At 37.9% G+C, this 22,007-nt stretch carries 17 protein-coding genes and 1 pseudogene; 4 read left to right on the top strand and 14 right to left on the bottom strand.

Annotation, left to right across the window (positions count from 1 at the left end):
- Positions 1-69 precede the first annotated feature (69 nt).
- Complete coding sequence (locus tag MUA90_RS02800) at positions 70-2,241, top strand: RNA degradosome polyphosphate kinase (RefSeq protein WP_114602697.1); 2,172 nt, start codon at positions 70-72, stop codon at positions 2,239-2,241.
- Between the two features lie 78 nt (positions 2,242-2,319).
- Here the strand turns inward: MUA90_RS02800 and MUA90_RS02795 are convergent.
- The 5 genes and pseudogenes from MUA90_RS02795 to MUA90_RS02775 all read right to left on the bottom strand — a co-directional run bounded on the left by MUA90_RS02795 (position 2,320) and on the right by MUA90_RS02775 (position 8,152).
- Positions 2,320-3,555: pseudogene (locus MUA90_RS02795) on the bottom strand (acetylornithine deacetylase).
- Between the two features lie 41 nt (positions 3,556-3,596).
- Complete coding sequence (locus MUA90_RS02790) at positions 3,597-4,373, bottom strand: hypothetical protein (RefSeq protein WP_262588211.1); 777 nt, start codon at positions 4,371-4,373, stop codon at positions 3,597-3,599.
- Between the two features lie 69 nt (positions 4,374-4,442).
- Positions 4,443-5,804 (bottom strand): gluconate:H+ symporter, encoded by a 1,362-nt coding sequence (locus tag MUA90_RS02785; protein WP_262588209.1) that lies wholly within the window; start codon positions 5,802-5,804, stop codon positions 4,443-4,445.
- 109 nt (positions 5,805-5,913) lie between these two features.
- Positions 5,914-7,449 (bottom strand): gluconokinase, encoded by a 1,536-nt coding sequence (gntK, locus tag MUA90_RS02780; RefSeq protein WP_262588207.1) that lies wholly within the window; start codon positions 7,447-7,449, stop codon positions 5,914-5,916.
- Positions 7,450-7,471: 22 nt separating this feature from the next.
- Complete coding sequence (locus MUA90_RS02775; protein WP_262588205.1) at positions 7,472-8,152, bottom strand: GntR family transcriptional regulator; 681 nt, start codon at positions 8,150-8,152, stop codon at positions 7,472-7,474.
- A gap of 127 nt (positions 8,153-8,279) precedes the next feature.
- Between MUA90_RS02775 and MUA90_RS02770 the strand changes: the two genes are divergently transcribed.
- Positions 8,280-8,891: an FMN-binding negative transcriptional regulator gene (locus MUA90_RS02770; RefSeq protein WP_262588203.1), complete on the top strand. Its 612-nt coding sequence runs from the start codon at positions 8,280-8,282 to the stop codon at positions 8,889-8,891.
- Positions 8,892-8,983: 92 nt separating this feature from the next.
- Here the strand turns inward: MUA90_RS02770 and MUA90_RS02765 are convergent, their stop codons facing one another.
- Positions 8,984-11,080 carry an AAA family ATPase gene (locus MUA90_RS02765; protein ID WP_114602690.1) on the bottom strand — a complete coding sequence of 699 codons (2,097 nt, stop codon included), beginning with the start codon at positions 11,078-11,080 and terminating at the stop codon, positions 8,984-8,986.
- Positions 11,081-11,675: 595 nt separating this feature from the next.
- Positions 11,676-12,371, bottom strand: a complete 696-nt coding sequence (locus MUA90_RS02760; protein ID WP_114602689.1) for a GTP pyrophosphokinase — start codon at positions 12,369-12,371, stop codon at positions 11,676-11,678.
- Between the two features lie 215 nt (positions 12,372-12,586).
- On the opposite strand from MUA90_RS02760, the gene MUA90_RS02755 reads away from it, so the two are divergent.
- Positions 12,587-13,786 (top strand): GTP-binding protein, encoded by a 1,200-nt coding sequence (locus MUA90_RS02755; protein ID WP_262588202.1) that lies wholly within the window; start codon positions 12,587-12,589, stop codon positions 13,784-13,786.
- A gap of 184 nt (positions 13,787-13,970) precedes the next feature.
- Here the strand turns inward: MUA90_RS02755 and MUA90_RS02750 are convergent, their stop codons facing one another.
- The 5 genes from MUA90_RS02750 to MUA90_RS02730 form a co-directional block, all read right to left on the bottom strand.
- A complete protein-coding gene (locus tag MUA90_RS02750; protein ID WP_262588201.1) occupies positions 13,971-14,375 on the bottom strand; it encodes a DUF2188 domain-containing protein in 405 nt (134 codons plus the stop codon).
- 42 nt (positions 14,376-14,417) lie between these two features.
- On the bottom strand, positions 14,418-16,343 hold the full coding sequence (locus MUA90_RS02745) for an FUSC family protein (protein WP_262588199.1): 1,926 nt from the start codon (positions 16,341-16,343) through the stop codon (positions 14,418-14,420).
- A gap of 154 nt (positions 16,344-16,497) precedes the next feature.
- On the bottom strand, positions 16,498-17,205 hold the full coding sequence (gene budA / locus MUA90_RS02740; protein ID WP_262588197.1) for an acetolactate decarboxylase: 708 nt from the start codon (positions 17,203-17,205) through the stop codon (positions 16,498-16,500).
- Between the two features lie 91 nt (positions 17,206-17,296).
- Positions 17,297-17,599, bottom strand: a complete 303-nt coding sequence (locus MUA90_RS02735) for a putative quinol monooxygenase (protein WP_105993100.1) — start codon at positions 17,597-17,599, stop codon at positions 17,297-17,299.
- Positions 17,600-17,813: 214 nt separating this feature from the next.
- Entirely contained in the window at positions 17,814-19,088 is a 1,275-nt protein-coding gene (locus MUA90_RS02730) for a pyruvate MFS transporter (protein WP_262588194.1), read from the bottom strand.
- A gap of 419 nt (positions 19,089-19,507) precedes the next feature.
- On the opposite strand from MUA90_RS02730, the gene MUA90_RS02725 reads away from it, so the two are divergent.
- The gene (locus tag MUA90_RS02725; protein WP_114602682.1) at positions 19,508-20,122 is read left to right on the top strand and encodes an undecaprenyl phosphate transporter UptA; all 615 of its coding nucleotides are present in this window, start codon (positions 19,508-19,510) and stop codon (positions 20,120-20,122) included.
- A 43-nt stretch (positions 20,123-20,165) separates the two neighbouring features.
- Here MUA90_RS02725 and MUA90_RS02720 read toward each other — a convergent pair whose 3' ends face one another.
- On the bottom strand, positions 20,166-20,687 hold the full coding sequence (locus tag MUA90_RS02720; protein WP_262588192.1) for a winged helix-turn-helix domain-containing protein: 522 nt from the start codon (positions 20,685-20,687) through the stop codon (positions 20,166-20,168).
- A 6-nt stretch (positions 20,688-20,693) separates the two neighbouring features.
- The gene (locus MUA90_RS02715; protein WP_262588190.1) at positions 20,694-21,884 is read right to left on the bottom strand and encodes an MFS transporter; all 1,191 of its coding nucleotides are present in this window, start codon (positions 21,882-21,884) and stop codon (positions 20,694-20,696) included.
- Between the last annotated feature and the right edge of the window lie 123 nt (positions 21,885-22,007).

Genomic DNA, 22,007 nt, shown 5'->3' with positions numbered 1-22,007 from the left:
AATCAATGAAGTTTGTAATTTAAATTTTTATTCATAAAAAGTCTATTTATTTACCATGGGGTGGTCATTATGGAAAATCAAGTCATTGAAAAAGATCTTAACAAACCAAAGTATTATAATAACCGAGAATTAAGCTGGCTCGATTTTAACTATCGTGTTTTGCAAGAAGCAAGCGACAAAACTAATCCTTTATTAGAACAACTCAATTTCGTTGCAATCTTTGCGTCTAACTTAGATGAGTTCTTTATGGTTCGTGTTGCAGGTTTGCAAGACCAAGTTAAAATGAACTTCAACAAGCCGGAAAACAAATCTCAAATGACACCTAAGCAGCAATTAGATGCCATTAAAGAGAAAAACACACCGCTTGTCGACAAACAGTACGAACGTTACAACGAATTAACGAAAAACCTGCAAGAATACAACGTCTTTACAACAAAGCCGCAACATTTAAGCGAAGCTTTACAAGATAAGTTAGAGCAAGAATTCAAATACAATATTTTGCCGACACTGACACCGCTTGGTATCGACGCATACCATCCATTCCCTAAACTTGTAAATAAAAGCTTAAACATCTTTGTGGAATTAGATACAGATGAATCTACAAACACTGCAATTGTTCAGATTCCATCATTAATCGACCGTTTTATCATTCTTAAAGAAGATGACAGCGAAAAACAATATGTAGTCATGGTAGAAGATGTCATCGATTATTTCATCGAATACCTCTTCCAAGGTTATGACATCCGCAAAACGTTTACTTTCCGTATTACACGTAATGCCGATTTAACAATTCATGAAGACGGTGCTGAAGACTTGTTAATCGAAATCGAGCGTTTCTTGAAAATGCGTAAAAGCGGTTCTGCCGTACGTTTAGAAGTAGATGCACGTAATGCTAATGAACTCGACATTGAAGGCTTGAGAGAACAATTAGAAATCCAAGAAAACGACGTTTATTATGTAGACGGACCGTTAGATTTAACAATGGTATTCGGTTTAGTCGGACGTCTGTCTTCTCAACTTAATAACTTGCGTTATGACCGTTACACACCGCAAATCCCTGAGTCGCTGGGATACAACAACATTTATGATTTAGCATTAAAACGCGATATTTTCTTCCACCACCCTTACGAATCATTTGAACCGATTGTGGATTTCATTCGCGAAGCTGCTGAAGATCCAGATACTATTGCGATTAAACAAACATTATATCGTGTAAGTAAAGATTCTCCGATTATCAAAAGTTTGAAACATGCGGCTGAACAAGGGAAACAAGTTACTGTGCTGGTTGAATTAAAAGCACGTTTTGATGAAGAAAACAACGTACATTGGGCACGTATGTTAGAGGATGCTGGCTGCCACGTTATTTACGGCATGACACATTTAAAAACACACAGTAAAATCACTCTAGTTGTAAAACGCTTAAAAGGCCAATTAGTTCCATTCGTACACTTAGGTACAGGCAACTATAACGATAAAACCGCTGAAATCTATACAGATATGGGTATTATCACAACAGATAAAGGTATTGCAGAAGATGCGATCAACTTCTTCAACTACTTAAGCGGTTATTCAATCAAACCGAATTATAATGAATTGATTGTGGCACCATTTGATATCCGCGATGTCTTTGTGGAACGCATTGATACTGAAATCAAAAACCATAAAGAATACGGCAATGGCCATATCATTATGAAAATGAACTCATTAACAGATAAAACAATCATTAAAAAGTTATTTGAAGCATCTCAAGCAGGTGTGAAAATTCAATTGATTATTCGCGGTATCTGCTGCTTGAAACCAGGCGTACCAGGTGTCAGCGAAAATATCCAAGTCGTAAGTATTGTAGGACGTTTCTTAGAACATTCTCGTATTTATTACTTCCATAATAACGGCGATGAGAAAATCTATTTATCATCTGCAGATGCAATGACACGAAACATGATTAAACGTGTAGAAATTCTCTTCCCGGTTCATGATGCAAAAATCAGAGAGCGCTTGCTTAATTTCTTAAACTTGCAGCTAGCTGATAATCAAAAAGGACGTTATCAAGATCAAAACGGCGTATATCATTACGTTAACAATAATCAGTTACCTTTGAACTCTCAACTCTACTTGATGCACCAAGCAATCGAGCTTGCTAAAGCAATCAAACATAAATCACCATTAACAGAGAGTCGTCCTCAAAGAACATCTAAACCGCGCCGCAACTGGATTTCACGTTTAAAAAATTCATTTAAATAATTCAGTCTTAATTCATATTAAAACAGCCATGATGTCAGAAATACCGGCATCATGGCTTTTTATTATGCTTATATGAATTTATGCTCTTTTAGGATCTTGGTACCATGCTTTTAAAAACTCGAACAATACTTCACTATATTGCGTTAAATCTGATTGTCTGATTTTCTCATCGACACTATGCGCTTCTGTCAGTTCACCCAGTCCATACAAAATCGTAGGAATACCGAAGTCATCTAACCAGCCGCCATCGGTTACAGTCGTCGACATCCCAGCTTTTAAAGCACTGTGATGTACTGTTTCATGCGCTTGTTCCAATAGTTTAAAACCTTTGTGTGATTGAGGCAAAGTGAAGCTTGGGAAGATTTCGCCTCGATCTTCAATCATCGACGTACCGCCCCATTCAAATTGCAGCGGATTTTGACAAAGCCATACATCGGCTTGTGCAACACGATTTAAGTACGTTTCGATTTCTTTAATTACTTCGTGATAATCTTCATCCGGCAAGAAATGGACAGTCACCCATAAGCGGCATTCATCAGCGATAAAAGCTGGATTGCGTCCGCCTTCAATTACAGCCGGATTAATTGTATTCGCACCAACAGGCATATCAGGATAACGTTTCATCACTGCCCAGTGCTGTTCTAATTCTTTTAAAGCAGTAATAATTTTAGCCATCTTTTCAATCGCACTTGCGCCGTATAAACCGCCGCCGGCATGAACCATTTGACTGCGTGCGCCATCATGAATGGTTGCTTTGCTTTGAACGGTAATCCAGCCTGTGACCACACCGCCTTGACCTAGTGCTTGGCTGTCGCTGGTATCCAGTACTATAGCTAAATCTGCTTTCGGACTCATTTCGCATGCATACTTCGTACCCGCTTCTCCGACTTCTTCACCGACCACTGATTGCACGATAATATCACCTTTAGGCGAGATGCCTTTTGCTTTTAATTGTTCCAACACATAAAATAACGAAGCCACGCCGCCTTTCATATCACTGACACCGCGCCCATATACATAGTCGCCTGACTTTGTTAATTCAAACGGCGGATACGTCCAATGTTTAGGGTCTTCTACATTCGCCACATCCACATGTCCGTTTAAAATCAGCTTCGGCGCATCTGGATTTGTTCCTTTTAATACGCCGACGACAATACTGTCATTGTCATACATTTGTTTGCGTGCAACTTCAAAACCAAGATTTTCTAAATAAGCTTGAATTTCATCTTACAGAGGATCAGTATTACGTGCCGGCGGACTTTCTGTATTATGTTCAACCAGCCATTTCAATAATTCAAAGTGCAGTTCTTCCATACAGCTTGCACCCTTTCCATAATTTATTTTGTCACTAAGCGTTACCCTTTATAGCGTTTATGTAAATAGCGTTTGAACCCTTTCATTACCCACTCATGCACAATTGCTTGGCTGATACGATACAAAGGCCAAGGCAGTGTCGGTGTAAAGTGCAGTAAAAAGGTATACAGCTTATCTTTATCTTTCACAAAATAAAAAGCACCATCATCTTGAACGCCTTTAGCTAATATACTCTCTGGCAATAAACGCAGATGAATCCCTTCGATGCCTTCCATCTCAACTTTATGCATTGCGATTAAAGGCCTTTTGAATCCGCGCAGATGAATCCCATAATACTCTGACTGCTCATGCACATCTATCATTTTGAACGTAAGCTGTTTTAAATAGCGGGCATAATTTGTCAGTAACGCTGAAGGCGACAACTCCTTTGACAAAGGAATCGCTTGCAGTGAAGCAGCACGCTTTCTATAACTATAACTATCCGGTATTAATGCCTCTGCCTCTATGACTTGTGCAGGTTGTACTTGATGTACAAAATATGCAATCACTGCTTTCAATGCTTTGATATCTCCATGCCATAACCCATCTCCGAACATTTCAGGCAAGACATTCAAAATTACTACTGTTTCATCATCTATCACTTGTTTCCAGTGCGTCAAATCCATATAATCGATGGCTTGATACTTTACATTAGGTTCGCGCTGAATTGTTGACGTGCGGTCATACAGCACAAATACTTCGCATGAGCCTTGCCTTAATTGCTGAATCAAATATTGCGCAAATAACGAAACGCCTTCTACCATTACCACTTTTGTCATAACTGCACCTCTTTCATCTTTACTATAACAAAAAAGCACGACACCCCGCGGCACCGTGCTTGCTGTCTATCAGACAAACAGACTTAAGAATAAGATAAAGATGAGACCTGAAACTGAAATAATAGTTTCAAGCAATGACCATGTTAAGAACGTTTCTTTAATCGTCAATCCAAAGTATTCTTTGAACATCCAGAAACCAGCGTCGTTCACATGAGATAAAATCACACTTCCGGCACCAATCGCTAACACAACTAAAGCAACATTGACGTCACTTGCTTGTAATAGCGGCAAGATAATACCAGTAGTTGAAATCGCCGCAACTGTCGCAGAGCCTAATGCAATACGCAATACCGCTGCGACGAGCCAAGCAAGTAAAATTGGAGACATCGTAGAACCTTCGAACATTTTAGCGATCGTGTCACCGACACCGCCGTCAATCAATACTTGTTTGAATGTACCGCCGCCGCCGATAATCAGAATCATCATACCGATCGGATAAATCGCATCAGTGACAGAAGTCATGATTTCTTTGTTTTTGCGTCCTTGTTGAATACCCATTGTCAACATCGCAAATAATACCGCGATCAACATTGCTGTATCTGCAGTACCGATGAAGTTGATAATACCGGCAAACGCATTTTTAGAGTGGTCGACGTTGCCTGTCGCAAGCTGTACAATCGTTGCGATAAGCATCAAAATGACTGGCAAAGTCGCTGTTAATACACTGATACCGAAGCCTGGCAGTTCAGAAGGTTTGAATTCTTTTTGTGCACCTAATGAAGAAATATCGCCTTCTCTTGTATAAGCAGACGGTGTTAATTTTTGTGCAAATTTACCGAACACAGGCCCTGCGATAATCGTTACAGGAATCGCAATAATGAAACCATATATTAAAACTTCGCCTAATGATGCATGAAGTTCTTTCGCAATGACAACCGGACCTGGATGCGGAGGCAAGAAGCCGTGTGTAACGGATAATGCCGTAATCATCGGCAAGCCGATTTTAAGCGGTGATACTTTTGTACGTTTTGCAAGTGTGAATACGAGCGGAATTAATAATACTAATCCTACTTCAAAGAACAATGCAATACCGATGACGAAGGATGCGACTACCATCGCCCATTGCACATGTTTCTCCCCGAACTTTTCAATTAAAGTGTCCGCAATACGTGTCGCACCGCCCCCATCAGAAAGCAGTTTACCTAATATCGCACCTAAACCAAAGATAATGGCGATGTGGCCGAGCGTACTGCCCATTCCTTTTTCAACTGTTTCTACAACTTTGTCTAACGGCATACCTAACAGGACTGCTGTGATCATTGAAGTAATAATCAATGCGATGAACGTATTGAGTTTTAATACAATAATCAGTGCTAATAAGATTAAAATCCCGATTATAACTGTAATTAATGGCCAAATTTCTCCAAACATAATTGTCCCTCACTTTCGTTATGAGTCTTGATAACGTTTTCATTTCCCTTGAAAGAAAAAGCCGGTAATCAAGCTTTTTTCTCACGACTCATACGTTTCCTTTTAAATTTTATAAATGCTTGCGTTGAAAATCTGCAATTTTACTGTATTGTGTTGATAAACTGCGGCTCAAATCTATAAAGATACTGATTAACTGCTGATAGATTGCGACCGCTTCTGGCTCAGGCTGATGTGCATGTGTCGTACCGACCATATCTTCAATAATAGAAAAGTCATCAATTTCGCCCAGTGCTTTTAGTCCTAAAACACATGCGCCTAATGAGGAACTTTCATAACTTTCCGGCACAACTAAATCTGTATCAAAGATATCTGACATCATCTGACGCCACATTTCACTCTTCGCAAATCCGCCTGTCGCTTTGATTGCGGTCGGTGTTTCGCCCATCATCTCTATTAATGCGAGATAAACGGTATAAAGGTTGTACAGCACACCTTCTAGTGCAGCGCGAATCATATGTTCTTTCTTGTGTGAAAGTGTCAATCCGAAATAGGAACCGCGTGCATCCGCATTCCATAACGGTGCACGTTCCCCTGCCAGATAAGGATGGAAGATTAATCCTTTCGCACCAGGTTCGACACGGCTTGCGATTTTAGTAAGGACATCATAAGGGTCGACACCTAAACGTTTCGCTGTTTCTACTTCGCTTGCAAGTAATTCATCGCGCAGCCAGCGTAAAATAATTCCGCCGTTATTTACCGGTCCGCCGATAACATATTGCCCTTCATCCAGTACATAACAAAAGATACGTTCTTTTTCATCTGTTTTCGGATGATCGATAACAGTACGAATGGCACCTGATGTTCCAATCGTCACAGCTACTTCGCCAGGTTTGAAACTATTCACACCTAAATTAGACAATACACCGTCACTTGCGCCGATAACTACAGGTGTTTCTGGGTCAATGCCCATCAATGTCGCATAGCGTTGTTTCATACCGCTTTGAATATAAGTAGTCGGTACTAATTCAGGCAAAACTTCTGGTGTGATGCCTAATACATCTAAAGCGCCTTTGTCCCATGCTGATTTTTCTAAATCCATCATGCCTGTCGCTGAACCGATGGAGTAATCCATCACATAACGGCCGAACCATTGAAAGAGTACATATGATTTAATATCGATATACTTTTTAGTCTGTTGGTGTATATCTGAGTGTGCTTCTTTCAGCCAATAAATTTTAGAAAGCGGAGACATCGGATGAATCGGTGTGCCTGTACGTTTATAAATTTCATGTCCGTCATGCTTCGTTCGAATCATTTCTGCGTATTTGCTTGCTCTGTTATCTGCCCAAGTAATACTTTGTGTTAAAGGCCGATCGTTTTGATCCATCGCAATCAAGCTGTGCATCTGTGCACTGAACGCAATTAATTTCACATCTTTAGGTCCGACATTGCCTTCTCGCATTACATTTTTAATCGTCATTAAGACTGCATCGAAAATTTCATCCGGATTTTCTTCAGAAGTATCCACATTCGGCGTATGCATCTCATAACCGATATTATGTTTTAGCAAATAACGGCCATGTTCATCATAAAGTACAGATTTAGTACTGGTTGTTCCGATATCTACTCCAATCATATATTGCATATTGTCTGCCTCCTTTAATCTTTTATCGTAAAAACAATGCGTTGATTTTGTCTCCCACATCATCAAAGTTGCGGTGGAAGGCTTCTTTCAATAATTGTGTGTCATTGTCTGCCACTGCTTGTGCATAGACTTCGTGATTTTCATGAATACGTTTGAAATCTTCTGGCTGTTCTTTCATACGTTTGCGCATTGAAAGTAAAATCAAACATAATAAAATCGGCTTGATATTATTCCAGCTGCTGAGCAGATAGCGATGTTTAGTCGCATTAATCAGCACTTCATGAAAGAGAATATCGTGCTCTGTAAAAGCTTCCGCATCTTCAAACTGAACTGCCACTTTCATCATTTCCAAGTGTTTGCGCATTTCTTTTGCGAGTGCAGCACGCTCATCATCTTGAATACGCGCAAACGCAAAAGATTCCATCATAATTCGCAAATCATAAATTTCACTGCGCTCTGCGTCCCCGAACGACAACACATCTGCTCCCATACGTTCTAGTCGAATCAGCTGATCTTGTCTCAGTAATTTGAAGGCATCGCGTACAGGTGAACGGCTGACATTAAACTGTTTTGCGACTTGGTTTTCAGTTAAACACGCTTCTGCCTCAATATCGCCATTGATAATTTTCAAACGTAATTCCGCTGCGACTGCTTCTCCTGTCGTCATCACAGACAACCATTTTTGCGGATAAGATTCCGTCATAAAAGCCCTCCTTTCTATCATCGAATACTTGTATACAAGTATATTAATACAAAGTTATTACAAATGCAATCGCTTACACTTACTTTTTGATTGGAGTGGAATAATCATACTATTGGAGGAGATGTCTATGTATATTCCATCGCACTATCAAGTCACCGACACAAAAACAATTCAACACTTTATCCAAAGCCACCCGTTTGCGACTGTGATTTCAAAAGACAAGCAAGGGCAAATGCTGGCAACGCATATGCCTGTGCTGCTGCATGAGTTTGGCGATCAGCTTGTACTTTCAGGTCACTTCGCAAAATCCAACCCGCAATGGCAGACTGTAAACAATGAAGATGAAATACTGATTATCTTTCAAGGACCGCATGGTTATATTTCAAGCACGTGGTATGATCAAGAAGACGTGCCGACATGGGATTACCAAAGTGTACATGTCTATGGCAACAGCTGGCTGACAGATGCGGCTGAAACAAAAGAAGATATCATCGCCCTTTTAAATACTTTCGAAGATGAAGCCGGTGCGCGTTTTGAAAATCTTGCATCTGATACACGAAAACAAATTCATGGCATCGTCGGTTTCAGAATTTCTATTGAACGCACATACGCAGCCTTTAAACTGAGTCAAAACCGAAGCACCACAGATATTGAGGCGATTATTGAACAATTGTCTTCTCATGGGAACCAAGCTTTAGCAGATGCGGTTTTGCATAACAGCTTAGAACCTGAAGAATAAGCTTAGTAAAATATGAATGCATAAAAAATGTCCCCATCGGCAATGTATGCCGACGAGGACGTTTGTGCTGTTATAGCTTGTTTATTTTAAACTTATAATGAATCTACTTTTTCACCGTTGATTAAGATGTCGTCGCCATCAAGTGTTACTTTGATGTCTTTAACATCTGTATTTTCAAGGTAGTAATCTGTGATACGGTCGCGTACTTCTCTTTCAACGACACGACGTAATGGACGTGCACCTAATTCAGCATCGTAGCCTTGATCGATTAACCAATCTTTAGCTTCTTGGCTGACTTCTAATGAGATGCCTTTTTTCTCAAGTGTCACTTGAACATCATCTAATAATAAGTTGATGATATCTTGCAATGCATCTTTATCTAAGTGTACGAATTCTACGATACCGTTGAAGCGGTTAAGGAATTCTGGACGGAAGAATTTTTTAAGATCATCCATTAATGCTTCGCGATCTTTTTCATCTTCTCCTCCGAAACCTGCGTTTGAAGTACAGATAATGATTGTGTTTTTGAAGTTGACCACATTACCTTGACCATCTGTTAAGTTACCGTCATCCATCACTTGAAGTAATAAAGTAAGGATTTGAGGGTTTGCTTTTTCAATTTCATCGAATAGGATGACTGAGTAAGGATTACGTCTTACTTTTTCAGTTAACGTATTTGAGTTATCTTCATAACCTACATAACCTGCAGAAGTACCGATTAATTTAGATACTGCTGTACGGTCCATATATTCACTCATGTCTAATTTAATCAATGCTTCTTTGTTTCCGAATAAGTCAATAGATAATTGTTTTGCTAATTCAGTTTTACCTACACCAGTAGGACCTACAAATAAGAAACTGCCGATTGGTCTGTTGCCTTCATCGAAACCTGCACGGTTACGACGGATAGCACGTGCAACCATATCTACTGCATCGTCTTGACCAATGATTTTGCTTTTGAGTCGTTTAGAAATGTTTTTCAAGCGTGCAATATCATTGTCATCCATTTGAGATACAGGAATACCAGTCATACGTTCTACAGTATCAGCAACATCTTGTACAGTTGCTGTTGAACCTTCGCCATGTCCTGATTCAAGTCTGTCTTGTAATTGTTTGATTTCTTTTTGGTATTTATCTGCATCTGAGTAAGCTTCTTCACTGACTGCTTTAGATTTTTTATCTTCTAATTCTTTAATTTCTTTTTCAACTTCCACTTTGTCTACGACTGGATTTTGTGCAGCTAAGTGTGCAGCTGTGATATCTAAGATATCTAATGCTTTATCCGGTAATAAACGTTGAGGAATATATTGTACAGATAAGTCCACACATGCTTTCAATACATCATCCGGCAAGATCACGTTGTGGTGTTCTTCGAATTTTTCACGTACACCTTCTAAGATTTTTTGAGTATCTTGTGCTGAAGGTTCTTTTACAACCACTTCGTTGAAACGACGTGCTAATGCTGGGTCTTTTAAGATGTTGTTTCTGTATTCATCTTGTGTAGTCGCACCGATAACTGAAATTTCACCGCGGCTTAATGCTGGTTTGATAATATCAGATAAGCCTTTGCTGCCTGAATCTCCGCCAGTTGAACCTGAACCGATGATTTGGTGGATTTCGTCAAAGAATAAAATGACATTTTTTCTTTCTTTAACGCTGTCTAACAAGTTTTGAATGTTTTCTTCGAAAGCACCGCGGTATTGTGTACCTGCTTCTAATGAAGAAATATTGACTGAGATAATTTCTTTATCTTTGATTGCAGCCGGTACATTACCTTTTACAATCGCTTGTGCTAAGCCTTCAACGATAGCTGATTTACCTACACCAGCTTCCCCTACTAAAATAGGGTTGTTTTTGTTGCGTCGGCTTAATACTTCTGCAGTATCTTGCACTTCTTTGTCACGGCCGATAACCGGATCTAATAAACCGTCTTTAGCTTCTTGTGTCAAGTTGCGGCCTACTTTTTCTAAATAGTCTTCTCCGCCTTGACCATTAGCTGCTTGTCCTGGTTGTGCACCTTGAACATGTTGTGTCGGTTGACCGCCTTGTTGTTGCAATGCTTGTAATTGTTCAGGCGATACTTCGCGACCATTGATATAATATTTTTTGTTTCCATCTGCGTTTTGCATATCTTGCATCATTCTTCTAAAAATTGAGTCGAATTCATTTCCGAAAAATCCGTTATTCATATATTCATAACCTCCGTTACTGTGCAAACATCAATCTTAATATGTTTGCGTTCCTATAATATTGTTATTTCTTCGATGCAAATACGTCATAGACTCACTTCTTGATGAACATTTGATTCTTCTTTGTACGACTGATAACTACTTAAGTGTACTCAATTAGTTGATATATGATACTAATTATCATACTTAACTATTGCCATCATTTGAAAATTCAAAACACCGTACCAGACAATATTCTTTATTTTGTAACATTCACCAATACTTTCCTATGGGGTACTTGCATCATTCGTTATTCTATTTAATCTTTAAACTTCTGTTACTATTAATTGTATATTTATTATTTGGTCAACTAAAGTCAAATAACTTAAATCCTTTTGTTATCCCCTCTATCAACCTTACATATGTTATTATAACGTATATTTATGCATAATGCAAGGGTTAAATATGCATTTTTCAAAGTTTTTTGATTTTTCACTAATTTTTACCTTTCTTGTATGTCACAAGGGATACAGCAGCTTATTTATGCGTTGTTTCCTATATATAGGAAGAAAAAGAAGCCGAATCTCATTAAAGATCCAGCTTCTTTGTTCGTTGTTTAGTTGTTTTTGATTTTGCCATGCAGTGTTTGCAGTTTGTTTTCGACTGCTTTGATTTCTTCTGCACATTGTTTCAATGTATCTTGATAAATTTCTGTATTGGTCGCATTTTTATAACGCAGCTTATGTTCCAAACTTGCCCACATATCCATACCGATAGTACGTAATTGAATCTCTACCGGTACATTTTCAACTTTATCCGTTAAAAATACAGGAATCGCCACAACAAGATGCAAGCTGCGATAACCATTTTCTTTTGGGCTTTCAATATAGTCCTTTCGTTTAAGCAGTTTGACATCTGCTTGTCTTAATAATAATGAAGCTACAACTTCAATGTCCTCTAAGTAGTTGCAGACAACACGAATCCCTGCGATGTCTGTAATATTGTCTCGTGCAGATTCAGTCGTAACCGGAAGTCCCCTGCTTTCCAGTTTGCGTACTAAACTGCTGATTTCTTTAACTCTTCGTTCCATATGATGTATTGGATTGTGTTCATATAAAATTTGAAAGTCATTATCCAATATACTGAGTTTGGTACTGACTTCCTCTAATGCTGAAGCATATAAATGATGCAGACTGACAAAGTCTACCAGTTCCTCAATTTGATAGTGCTTTTCTTGGAACTTTTGAATATTGCGCTTTAAATCTTCTTTCAGCGCATTCAAATTTAAAGTCTCTCTTCTCTCTACATACATAATAATCCCCCGTTCTTTGCTTAGCTTCATTATAACGGAGTTAGCATGCAAACTTAATTATTTGCCACTCTAAAATAAACTAAATCGAAATAAGTTATAACTTTCTATCTTTATAACATGAGCGCCGCTCCTTGCGCTGCAACCTTTTTTTCTATACAATATAAATCGTAATAATTACGATTAAACGTGTGTATATATAATAGGAGGATTTATTTATGGCTAAAATACCAGTAACTGTATTAAGTGGTTACCTAGGTTCAGGGAAAACAACATTACTTAACCATATTCTGCAAAACAGAGAAGGCTTGCGTATTGCAGTAATTGTCAATGACATGAGCGAAGTCAATATCGATAAAGACTTAGTCGTACAAGGCGGCGGTTTGTCACGTACAGATGAAAAGCTTGTTGAATTATCAAACGGCTGTATTTGCTGTACATTGCGTGAAGACTTGCTTCAAGAAGTTGAAAACATCGTTAAACGCGGCGGTATCGATCAAATCGTTATCGAATCTACAGGTATTTCAGAGCCTGTACCTGTCGCACAAACATTTTCATATATTGATGATGAATTAGGTATCGATTTAACACGTATCTGCCGCTTAGATACAATGGTCACAGTGGTGGATGCTAACCGTTTCATCAATGACATCAAATCAGAAGATTTGCTTGTAGACCGCGACCAAGGTGCTAGCGACGAAGACGAACGTACTATCGCAGACTTATTAATCGACCAAGTTGAATTCTGCGATGTTTTAGTATTAAACAAAACAGACTTAGTTTCTAAAGAAGAATTAGATAAATTAGAAGGTATCTTGCGCAAGTTGCAGCCGACTGCGAAATTCATTCGCACACAAAACTCTAAAGTAGAATTAAGCGATGTTTTAAATACAAGCTTATTCGACTTTGAAAAAGCCAGCAACTCAGCAGGATGGCTTCAAGAATTAACTGAAGGCGGCCACGCGAACCACACACCTGAAACTGAAGAATACGGCATTTCATCATTTGTTTACGAACGCCGTCTGCCTTTCCATGCAGAACGCTTCCATAAGTGGTTGGAAAATATGCCCAATACAATTGTACGTGCTAAAGGGATTGTTTGGCTTGCACAATATAACCATGTTGCATGCTTAATCTCACAAGCAGGTTCATCTGTATCTATTCACCCTGTCACTTTCTGGGTCGCAGCAATGTCAGAGCAGCAGCAACGAGAAATCTTGCATGAACGTGACGATGTACGAGAAAACTGGGATCCTGAATTCGGAGACCGCCATACACAATTCGTAATCATCGGTACTGACTTAGACCAAGAAAAACTGACAAAAGAATTAGACGAATGCTTATTAACAACAGAAGAATACGAACAAGACTGGTCACAATTACCAGAACCTTACGGCTGGCAAATTACACAAGCTTAATAAATGAACAAAAAGCCTCTTAACATCGACTGTTAAGAGGCTTTCATTATGAGTAAACGTTTCTGTTGCTCCCTTGATTCACTATGCGGCACGCTCAGTTTTGCCGTTTCTGCCGCAGTGCTGTGAATCAGTAATTATTAAATACCCGGCTATTCAATAAAATAATCATAAAATGCTTTTAGTACTAAGATTTGACATGTACTTGTGTGTTGCGGTTTTTCGCAATTTCTTCAGCACGCTGTACTGCCTTTTCTTTCGTATCATACTCATCTGCTGCACGTTTCGCACCATATGTCCGTACTTTCCACTTGTCATCTTCTTGATATACTTCTACATCATTATCATTTAATTTCGGGCGTGCATCTTTATCTTTTTTATGCTGCGTCACATCTTTATCTTCCAATGCTTCGCGTTCTTTCTTAGTCGCATCTTGATACCACGATTCAGCTTGTTTTGTCGCAATCGGAATCGCAGTACTTTCATCGTAACCGTCTTTTAACAGCGCATTGCCGATATCGATGGCTTTCTTACGTTCTAACGGCTCAAAATTCTTCCATGAATTCGGATAATCATATAAAGTCCAAGGCATAAGCAACCTCCTAATAGAATAGCTTTATAGTATAACTACCACTTAATTCGGCTGCTCAACCGTTTCATTGCTTTTGAGACGTGCATATTGCTGAATGTTTAATAAGGCTGTTCGAATATTGACGTATTGCGGCAGTGATGGCAAGCCTGTACCTTGATAAATCGGCACATGCTTTTCAAAATGCGCTGCGATATCTTCAAATACAATCAAATATTGTCCCATGACCACGTCATCAATGGTTTGCGGGTTCGGATTATTTTGTGCTCTCGATAACATGAAGCTGATTTCTTCCAGCGCAAAGATAATCGGATAATACGCACTGATCTTCGTACTGTCTGCGAACAATTCACCGTGTGCATTATTATACATACTGTTCATATTGCTCAATTTAATGCTCAGTTTCAATTCGCTGTATTTAGGTTCATTGTTGCTTAAATATTTATTTTTAGAGAACACATAATAGAAGAATGACATTTCATAGCGAACGACCTCCGCAATCGCACCCGGCAATGTTTGAGATGCATTCTTGCGACCTAAAATCAACAGTCCGATAACTGCGATAATAACACCGATAATTACATCTACTACTCGCGGCAATGCGATGAGTATCGATAATTTGCCTGAAGCTAAACCATTCAGCATGATCACTTGTGTCGTAATAAAAATCATCGCAACGGCATAGTTCGCACCGATGATAATCTCAGTTAATGTGGCACTGAGTGCTAATACTAAAATACTGATCACCATAGGCGGATGCAGCATTAAAATGAGTGTTAATAATAAGACACCGACAAAGGTACCGATAGTACGTGCAACAGCACGTTCCATACTATGAATGGTATGTGTACCGATTAAGATAGTATGTGCTGTTAATGGAATCCAGTACGCTTTATCAAAATCAAACATCAAGGCAATAAATACTGCTGCACCCATGATAATTAAATAACGCATCGTATTCATAAATACTAATGAGTCTAGTGTCAGGTTGTATTTCAATTGTTTGCCGTAAAGCGGCTGACGTAAATGTGCTTCGTATTCGATTTGTCCTGTCGGACTGTGCAAGATTTCATCAGTACGATAAATTTGTTTCTCCAATCGTTGGAAAACAACAGGGATATCGACTGTTTCCTTCCATTGCAGCGTTGTACTTTCGTCTATTGTTGAAAAGACACTGCGTTCAATGTATTCCATCATATCAATCAGCACATCAGGCAGTGTTTCGATTTCTTTCGTATTTAATTCTAGTAATTCTGCGAATATACCTTCTGCATTATTATGCAGCAAATATAGTCTTTGGAGCTGTTCTGATTGTTTCTTGCTTGAAGTAAATGAAGTGATCAGCTGTTTGTCTGTCGCTTTGAATTGACCGACTAATTTTTCAGCTGTTTGTTTGAATTTTTCCTTGTCTGAGAAATCCTTGAACAATTGAAGCAAAGACTGATATTCTCCTTCAATTGCACGTTCTTGGGTATTTTTCTTTTGCGACTTCAATAATATTGTGACGACTGTAATCGTAAAAAGTCCGCCTAAGAAAACAAAGAAACCGCGAACCAATGCTTCATCCGGTGCAATCGGCATATTAATCGGCAATGCAAACGTTACGATAAAGAAAGTAGCCGAAGGCCCTGGAATCTCTAATGCACTGAAAATATAATAAGTTACCACTGTCACGATTAATAATATCAGTCCGAATAATAAAGGAATCGAAACAGTGATAGTTCCTAGCATAATACAGAGTGTAAAGCCGATGGTACACCACCATAAAATACGCAATTTAGACTTATTGGAACCGCCGAAGACATAAATATTAGTCAGCGTACCGGTTGCTGCTAATAAGCCGTATTGAAAGTAACCGGTTAAATAGCCTATTAATAACGGGATGAGCATTAACAGACCTTGTCTTGTCCCCTTACTAATATTAATATTCTGCTTCTTGAATTTAAAAAGCGAGCTTAAATAATGCATCATCCGTTGATACTCCTTTCCTTTTCTCTATTGATCAACGTACCTATTGTATCATGAACGTCTATTGAATTATGCAACAACAAATGAGACAAAACAAAAACGCCAAGATATAATACTTTCGTATTATACCGTGACGTTAAATAATCATTGCGATATGTTATTCAGCCATTCTGATTTCTTCATCAATATTTTCATAATCGATATCCGCTTCTAAGAACGCTTCATCTTGTGTCGGGAAGTGCTGCTCGAATGTTTCAGCATCACTGATATCCACACTGCCGCGTTCTAATTCAAAGCCTAAAATATGTCCGCCTACTGTACGGTCTTGATCGACGAAATGCAGATGGAAGCCGGCAGAACCTACACCATGGAACAATTCAGGTGTAAAGAAACCTACAATTGTACCGTTCACATAATCATAATGATGTTCCGGCTGACGATTCACCGATGTCATTAATCGTTCATAAGGCGGTTCTTGTTTAGGCATCATGCGTACATGTACATGGTTGAAACTGCCGTCAATGCGAATCGCTGAAAACAAGTTTCGGCTTTTCATTCGTTGTAAAATCTGATCATATAACGCATCTTGTTTCGTTACTTCCATAACTTCAAAAGATTGTGTCGGATCAAATTTAGTTATCGTTGCGAACGGCAGCATTTCATCTCCGTTCAAACGTCTGAATTCACCGTATTCATTTGCGTGGTATGCATTGCCGTTGACAAATATAACTTCACCGTCGCAACCTGTTAACGTACCGATACCCATATCGCCCTGTTCCAGCATATCATTAATTGAAACAGTTCCTTGCAGCATTCCGGCCATTAACGTTGCTAACGTTCCATGTTGGTAAATCATAACTTTCAATCTCCTTATAAATACGAATTTGCTGACATCGTATCTTTCCTTTATTAATCTCTATTATAGCATTAAAGATGCAGGCTGCCTTGCATTACGCTTACTTTTCTGACAATGCTTCCGCATCATCGAACACTGTAATTTTCGGTTCATCTAAACATAACTGTACAACTTCTTTCCAATATACTTGGAAATGATCTGACTTTTTATGATTTTCGAAACCTTCTTCGCAACTCCATTGCTCAATAATCGCAAAGGAATTAGGAATATTCGCATTTTCATAATGCTCATAACTATGGTTGGATGCTTCTGCTTGCGAAGCTGCGACAAGCTGCCCCATCAGCTCTAAGTATCTGTCGTAGTTCATGTCGCTTACTTTTGTATTAACAATAACTGTAATCATATTTCTATACCTCTCTATAATTATATAAAATCAACATGTTACATTTTCCCCAAAAATGTACCTATCAACCATACATAACATAATTGCATCTATTATCAAACGCAAAGTGAATACATACAAACAGGCCATGTTCTATAAGCAAGCCCCTTACACTGACCTATAATAACATGACCTTATTGACTAAATCTTGTATAAAGCTTATGTTTTTGTCAAATTACAATTTTGATTTATCGACCACAAGCGGTTCATCCGGTTTAACAAAGAACCACATAAATACAGCAACTGCAATTAAAATCAATAATGACTGCAATGTCCAAGTCCAGCCGATTAATTCTGCTAAAATACCCGCAATTAACGGACTTAACATCGCACCGACATTACCCCATAAGTTCATCCAGCCTGATACTGTACCTGAGAAGTTGCGTCCGATATCTGCAGCAGCTGCCCAGCTCATTCCTGTTGCGATACCCATACCGCTTAAGCATACAGCTAACCAAGCAATGTTGACTTCTAAGACTTCACTGCGGATCGCAAATAATAAACCGATACCGAAAACTACTAAACCGATAATCGCAATCGTACCGCGTGCCACAAAACGTGATTTTCCTGATTGTAAAATTTTATCTGAGATCGCACCTGCTGCCATGATACAAATAAACATTGCTAACCATGGTACACCGGTTAAAATACCTAAAGCTGTGTATTTCACGTGATATTGTTCCATTACATACGTTGGCAGCCAAATTAAGAATAAACCAACGATAAATTGTACAACAAAGTACTGAATCGCAATTGCATAGAAACTGAAATGTTTAAAGAAAGCACTCCAAGGTGCAGATTGTTTGTCACCTGTATCTACTACATCACGACCTTCCATGATATAGCGTTTTTCTGCTTCATTGACCATTTTATGCTGCTCTGGCAAGTCTTTTGCGATAATTACCCATAATAACGCAATTACAAAACCTACCGCACCAAAGATATAAAAGACTGCTTGCCAATTAAACATGCTGACAATCCATACTGTCACAATCGGCGCAATTACCGGACCGAAATATGAACCGGCTAATAATGCACTCGATGCACGTCCTTTTTCGTTACGTGTAAACCAATAAGAGTTAAACACTGCATTTGATGGATACATCGGCGCTTCCCCAACTCCGAATAAGAAACGGACTGTATATAATAAACCGTGGTTCTTCACAAGACCAGTTAAGATCGTGAAGGCACTCCACCAAATCAAAGCAATCGTCAACATTTTACGCGGACCGAATTTCTCCGCTAAAATCCCCGATGGAACTTGCATGATGGCATAACCCGCTGAGAAGAATGTTGCCAATAGACCAAATTGAGCCTTCGTCATATGTAAATCTTCCATCATAGGTGCCGCAATCAACGAGATGTTAGATCTGTCCATATAAGCAATAACCCCGATAATAAAGAATGCAAAAGCGAAGAACCAACGTACGTTACTCTTTCTTTCACTCATAGATATCCCAACTTTCTGTAATAAAGATACATTAGGTCATCATATGACCTAAGTTATTCTAGTAAATATTACCACTAATTGAAACCGTTAACAATAACTTTTTTACAAAAATATGAACGTTAAGCATTACACAATATTATTACAAACAGATATATCCTGATAATCCTAAGTCTTATCACACTTGTCTTTTATCCGAATTCTGCACTCGGCATTAGATTTTTTAAAAATATATTTTAGATATGCATGCAATGAAATAATCTATCCTTTAACTTTTTTACTATAGGAATATCTAATTGGATGTTATTCGTTTCTATTTTTAGTACAATGAAAATTAGACACATAAAAACACAACCCATCACGATACATATACACTACATATTTAATCGATATATAAAACTAAAGGAGCACTGCTATTTACCATGGAACAACTACTGACAGACTTTATCTCGCGCTTTGGGTATATTGCAATCTTCATTTTGATTCTTTCAGAAAATATTCTGCCCTTTGTGCCTTCAGAGATCGTTTTAACTTTTGCAGGTGTTTTAGCTGCTAAATCACACATTTCTATTTGGATGCTGCTGATTATTGCGACTGTTGCCTCATTCATCGGCTTATTAGTCCTTTACTATATCTGCAGCCTTGTCAACGAACAAAAACTATACCGCTTTGTCGATAAATACGGTAAATGGATTAAACTTAAAGGCAAAGATGTCGAACGTGCTAATGCATGGTTTAAAAAATACGGACCGATTGCAGTCTTTATCTGCCGCTTCGTTCCAGTCTTGCGTGTATTAATCACAATTCCTGCCGGCGTCAACAAAATGAACATCGTTACATTTGCGACACTTTCATTAATCGGTACAACCATTTGGAACTTCGGTCTGATCTACTTAGGCAAATCACTCAGTGATAACTGGCACGATATTTTAAACGTCATGCACACCTACTCATACATTATGTATGCCATCATCGCAATTGCACTTATCATCTTTGTATATCGCTATATTGCAAAAAGAAGACAAAGCCAGCATTAAGATTATAAAAATGCACACTTCAAAAAAATGAAGTGTGCATTTATTATTCTTTATATGCGGCAAGCGATATTCTATAGGTATCCTTTGATCCATCTTTTTCATCTTCTAGTTGCTTAAAAAAAGTTCCGACATGCATTTGAAATTTTTCCCATTGTGTCTTAGTTAATTCAACATCATTCAATATAAGTTTGACTGAATCTTCTTCTGGTTCATTTTCTAAATCAGACTTTAACAAGCTCAATGCATTTTGCTGAGATACTAAGTAGAGTTTTAAATAACTATCGAATATATCTGCATCGTGCTCATGATTAATACTCATATCTATTTCTGCTAAATGTTGACTGCTGTATTTATGTTCAATCATATTCCCAATTGTATTCTTCTCAACAACACGCAATGCATCTATTTCAATTAACTTCTTAATGGCATAGTATAGATTGCGAGTTGGAAGCTTTAATAAAGATGCTATTTCTTTAGTTGTTTTAGGATCCTTTGCAGTCACTTTCAATATTTGAAAATTTTTCTCATCTAAAAGTGCCTTTGTCATATGCTTGATATTCATCATAGTTTTTCATTCCTTTTTTACAATTGGCGGCAAGTCGTTTAATCTCCGCTTCAACATAAATAATAGACTAATACATAAGAAAGTAAAAGCTGCCACTATTATTACTATCGAGGCATGCCATAATTGCGCGGCCACTCCTCCTAAAATTGCTCCAAAAGGCATCATAACAAATAACAAACTTTCTGAAATAGACATTACTCTTGATAAATACTTTTCATCTGCATTGGTTTGTGTAAAAGTTAAAAGCATCATGTTAATAACCCCTAAAGGTATTAAGGAAAGTCCTAAAATAATAATTGATATTACAATATGATTTACAAAATATGCTAAAGATAGTAAACAGAAAATAACGAATGAAGCTATGGAAACTAATTTCCCCAGTTTACATTTTGCAAAATATTGACTAACTATACTACCTATCAACAAACCGCATGAAATCGAAAATATCAACCATCCATAGCTATTCGGATTGCATAATTCTTCAGCGTATTTAGGTATAATTGCATTCACTCCGCTTAATACTCCATTTACCAGTGCTAATGGTAAGGTTATCCAAATAAAAACAGAGGTTTTGAAATATCTAAATCCTTCCCTCAAACCAATTAAATAGCCGGCAGGTTCTTCATTAATCACTTGTAGACTATGATCATAATTCAGTTTCATAAATAATATAAACGCAAGTAAAAATGTAAACGCATTAAACAAATAAATATTTTCTACCGAAACATAGACAATAATAAGCGAAAAGGTACACGTCATCATAACATTAACTACTTGTTGGGCACTATTAATCATTGCATTATATTTTGCTACATATTGTTTACCAATAAGACTCGGTACAATACTCATTTCAGTTGTACCTTCGATATTCTCTAAAATCGACACTAAAAATATAACACCCAATATTAAAAATAGACTCTCAAATTTTAAAATAATCGCGATAGGAATGATACACATTAGTACAAACTGAAGTAATTGTGTATAAACCAATAAATTCTTTTTATGTAACCTCTTAATTATAGGTCCAAATAAAAAATGCAGTGCCTGAGCAGTGTACATTAATAAAAATGCTATGCCAGTATATATCGTATTATGAGTCAAATGATAGATATACCACACTATCGTTAAACTATAGATACTATCTCCTATTGAAGAGAATATTCTTCCTGTTGCTAAATATATGCCATTCTTATTCATAGATGTCACCTCATGTTGTTAAACTTCGTTAAAATTTATTTTACCGAACAAATGAATTTTGTCAATATGAACTTTTCAATGATAAGGTGTTGCACTTAATTTAATAATTGAAGCTATTTTAAA

It is taken from the genome of Staphylococcus sp. IVB6181 (assembly GCF_025561445.1).
Taxonomy (GTDB): Bacteria; Bacillota; Bacilli; order Staphylococcales; family Staphylococcaceae; genus Staphylococcus; species Staphylococcus simulans_B.
Note: the sequence above shows the minus strand (reverse complement) of the source record. Positions and strands in the feature narration are given on the sequence as shown.

Bases quoted from the DNA above. Each gene is read 5' to 3' on its own strand.
- MUA90_RS02800 (WP_114602697.1), top strand. From the start codon at position 70: ATGGAAAATCAAGTCATTGAAAAAGATCTTAACAAACCAAAGTATTAT.
- MUA90_RS02775 (WP_262588205.1), bottom strand. From the start codon at position 8,152: ATGACGGAATCTTATCCGCAAAAATGGTTGTCTGTGATGACGACAGGA.
- MUA90_RS02725 (WP_114602682.1), top strand. From the start codon at position 19,508: ATGGAACAACTACTGACAGACTTTATCTCGCGCTTTGGGTATATTGCA.
- MUA90_RS02745 (WP_262588199.1), bottom strand. From the start codon at position 16,343: ATGATGCATTATTTAAGCTCGCTTTTTAAATTCAAGAAGCAGAATATT.
- MUA90_RS02750 (WP_262588201.1), bottom strand. From the start codon at position 14,375: ATGCCTTGGACTTTATATGATTATCCGAATTCATGGAAGAATTTTGAG.
- MUA90_RS02765 (WP_114602690.1), bottom strand. From the start codon at position 11,080: ATGAATAACGGATTTTTCGGAAATGAATTCGACTCAATTTTTAGAAGA.
- MUA90_RS02715 (WP_262588190.1), bottom strand. From the start codon at position 21,884: ATGAATAAGAATGGCATATATTTAGCAACAGGAAGAATATTCTCTTCA.
- MUA90_RS02720 (WP_262588192.1), bottom strand. From the start codon at position 20,687: ATGATGAATATCAAGCATATGACAAAGGCACTTTTAGATGAGAAAAAT.
- MUA90_RS02760 (WP_114602689.1), bottom strand. From the start codon at position 12,371: ATGTATGTAGAGAGAAGAGAGACTTTAAATTTGAATGCGCTGAAAGAA.
- MUA90_RS02755 (WP_262588202.1), top strand. From the start codon at position 12,587: ATGGCTAAAATACCAGTAACTGTATTAAGTGGTTACCTAGGTTCAGGG.
- gntK (WP_262588207.1), bottom strand. From the start codon at position 7,449: ATGCAATATATGATTGGAGTAGATATCGGAACAACCAGTACTAAATCT.
- MUA90_RS02790 (WP_262588211.1), bottom strand. From the start codon at position 4,373: ATGACAAAAGTGGTAATGGTAGAAGGCGTTTCGTTATTTGCGCAATAT.
- MUA90_RS02770 (WP_262588203.1), top strand. From the start codon at position 8,280: ATGTATATTCCATCGCACTATCAAGTCACCGACACAAAAACAATTCAA.
- MUA90_RS02730 (WP_262588194.1), bottom strand. From the start codon at position 19,088: ATGAGTGAAAGAAAGAGTAACGTACGTTGGTTCTTCGCTTTTGCATTC.
- MUA90_RS02735 (WP_105993100.1), bottom strand. From the start codon at position 17,599: ATGATTACAGTTATTGTTAATACAAAAGTAAGCGACATGAACTACGAC.
- MUA90_RS02785 (WP_262588209.1), bottom strand. From the start codon at position 5,804: ATGTTTGGAGAAATTTGGCCATTAATTACAGTTATAATCGGGATTTTA.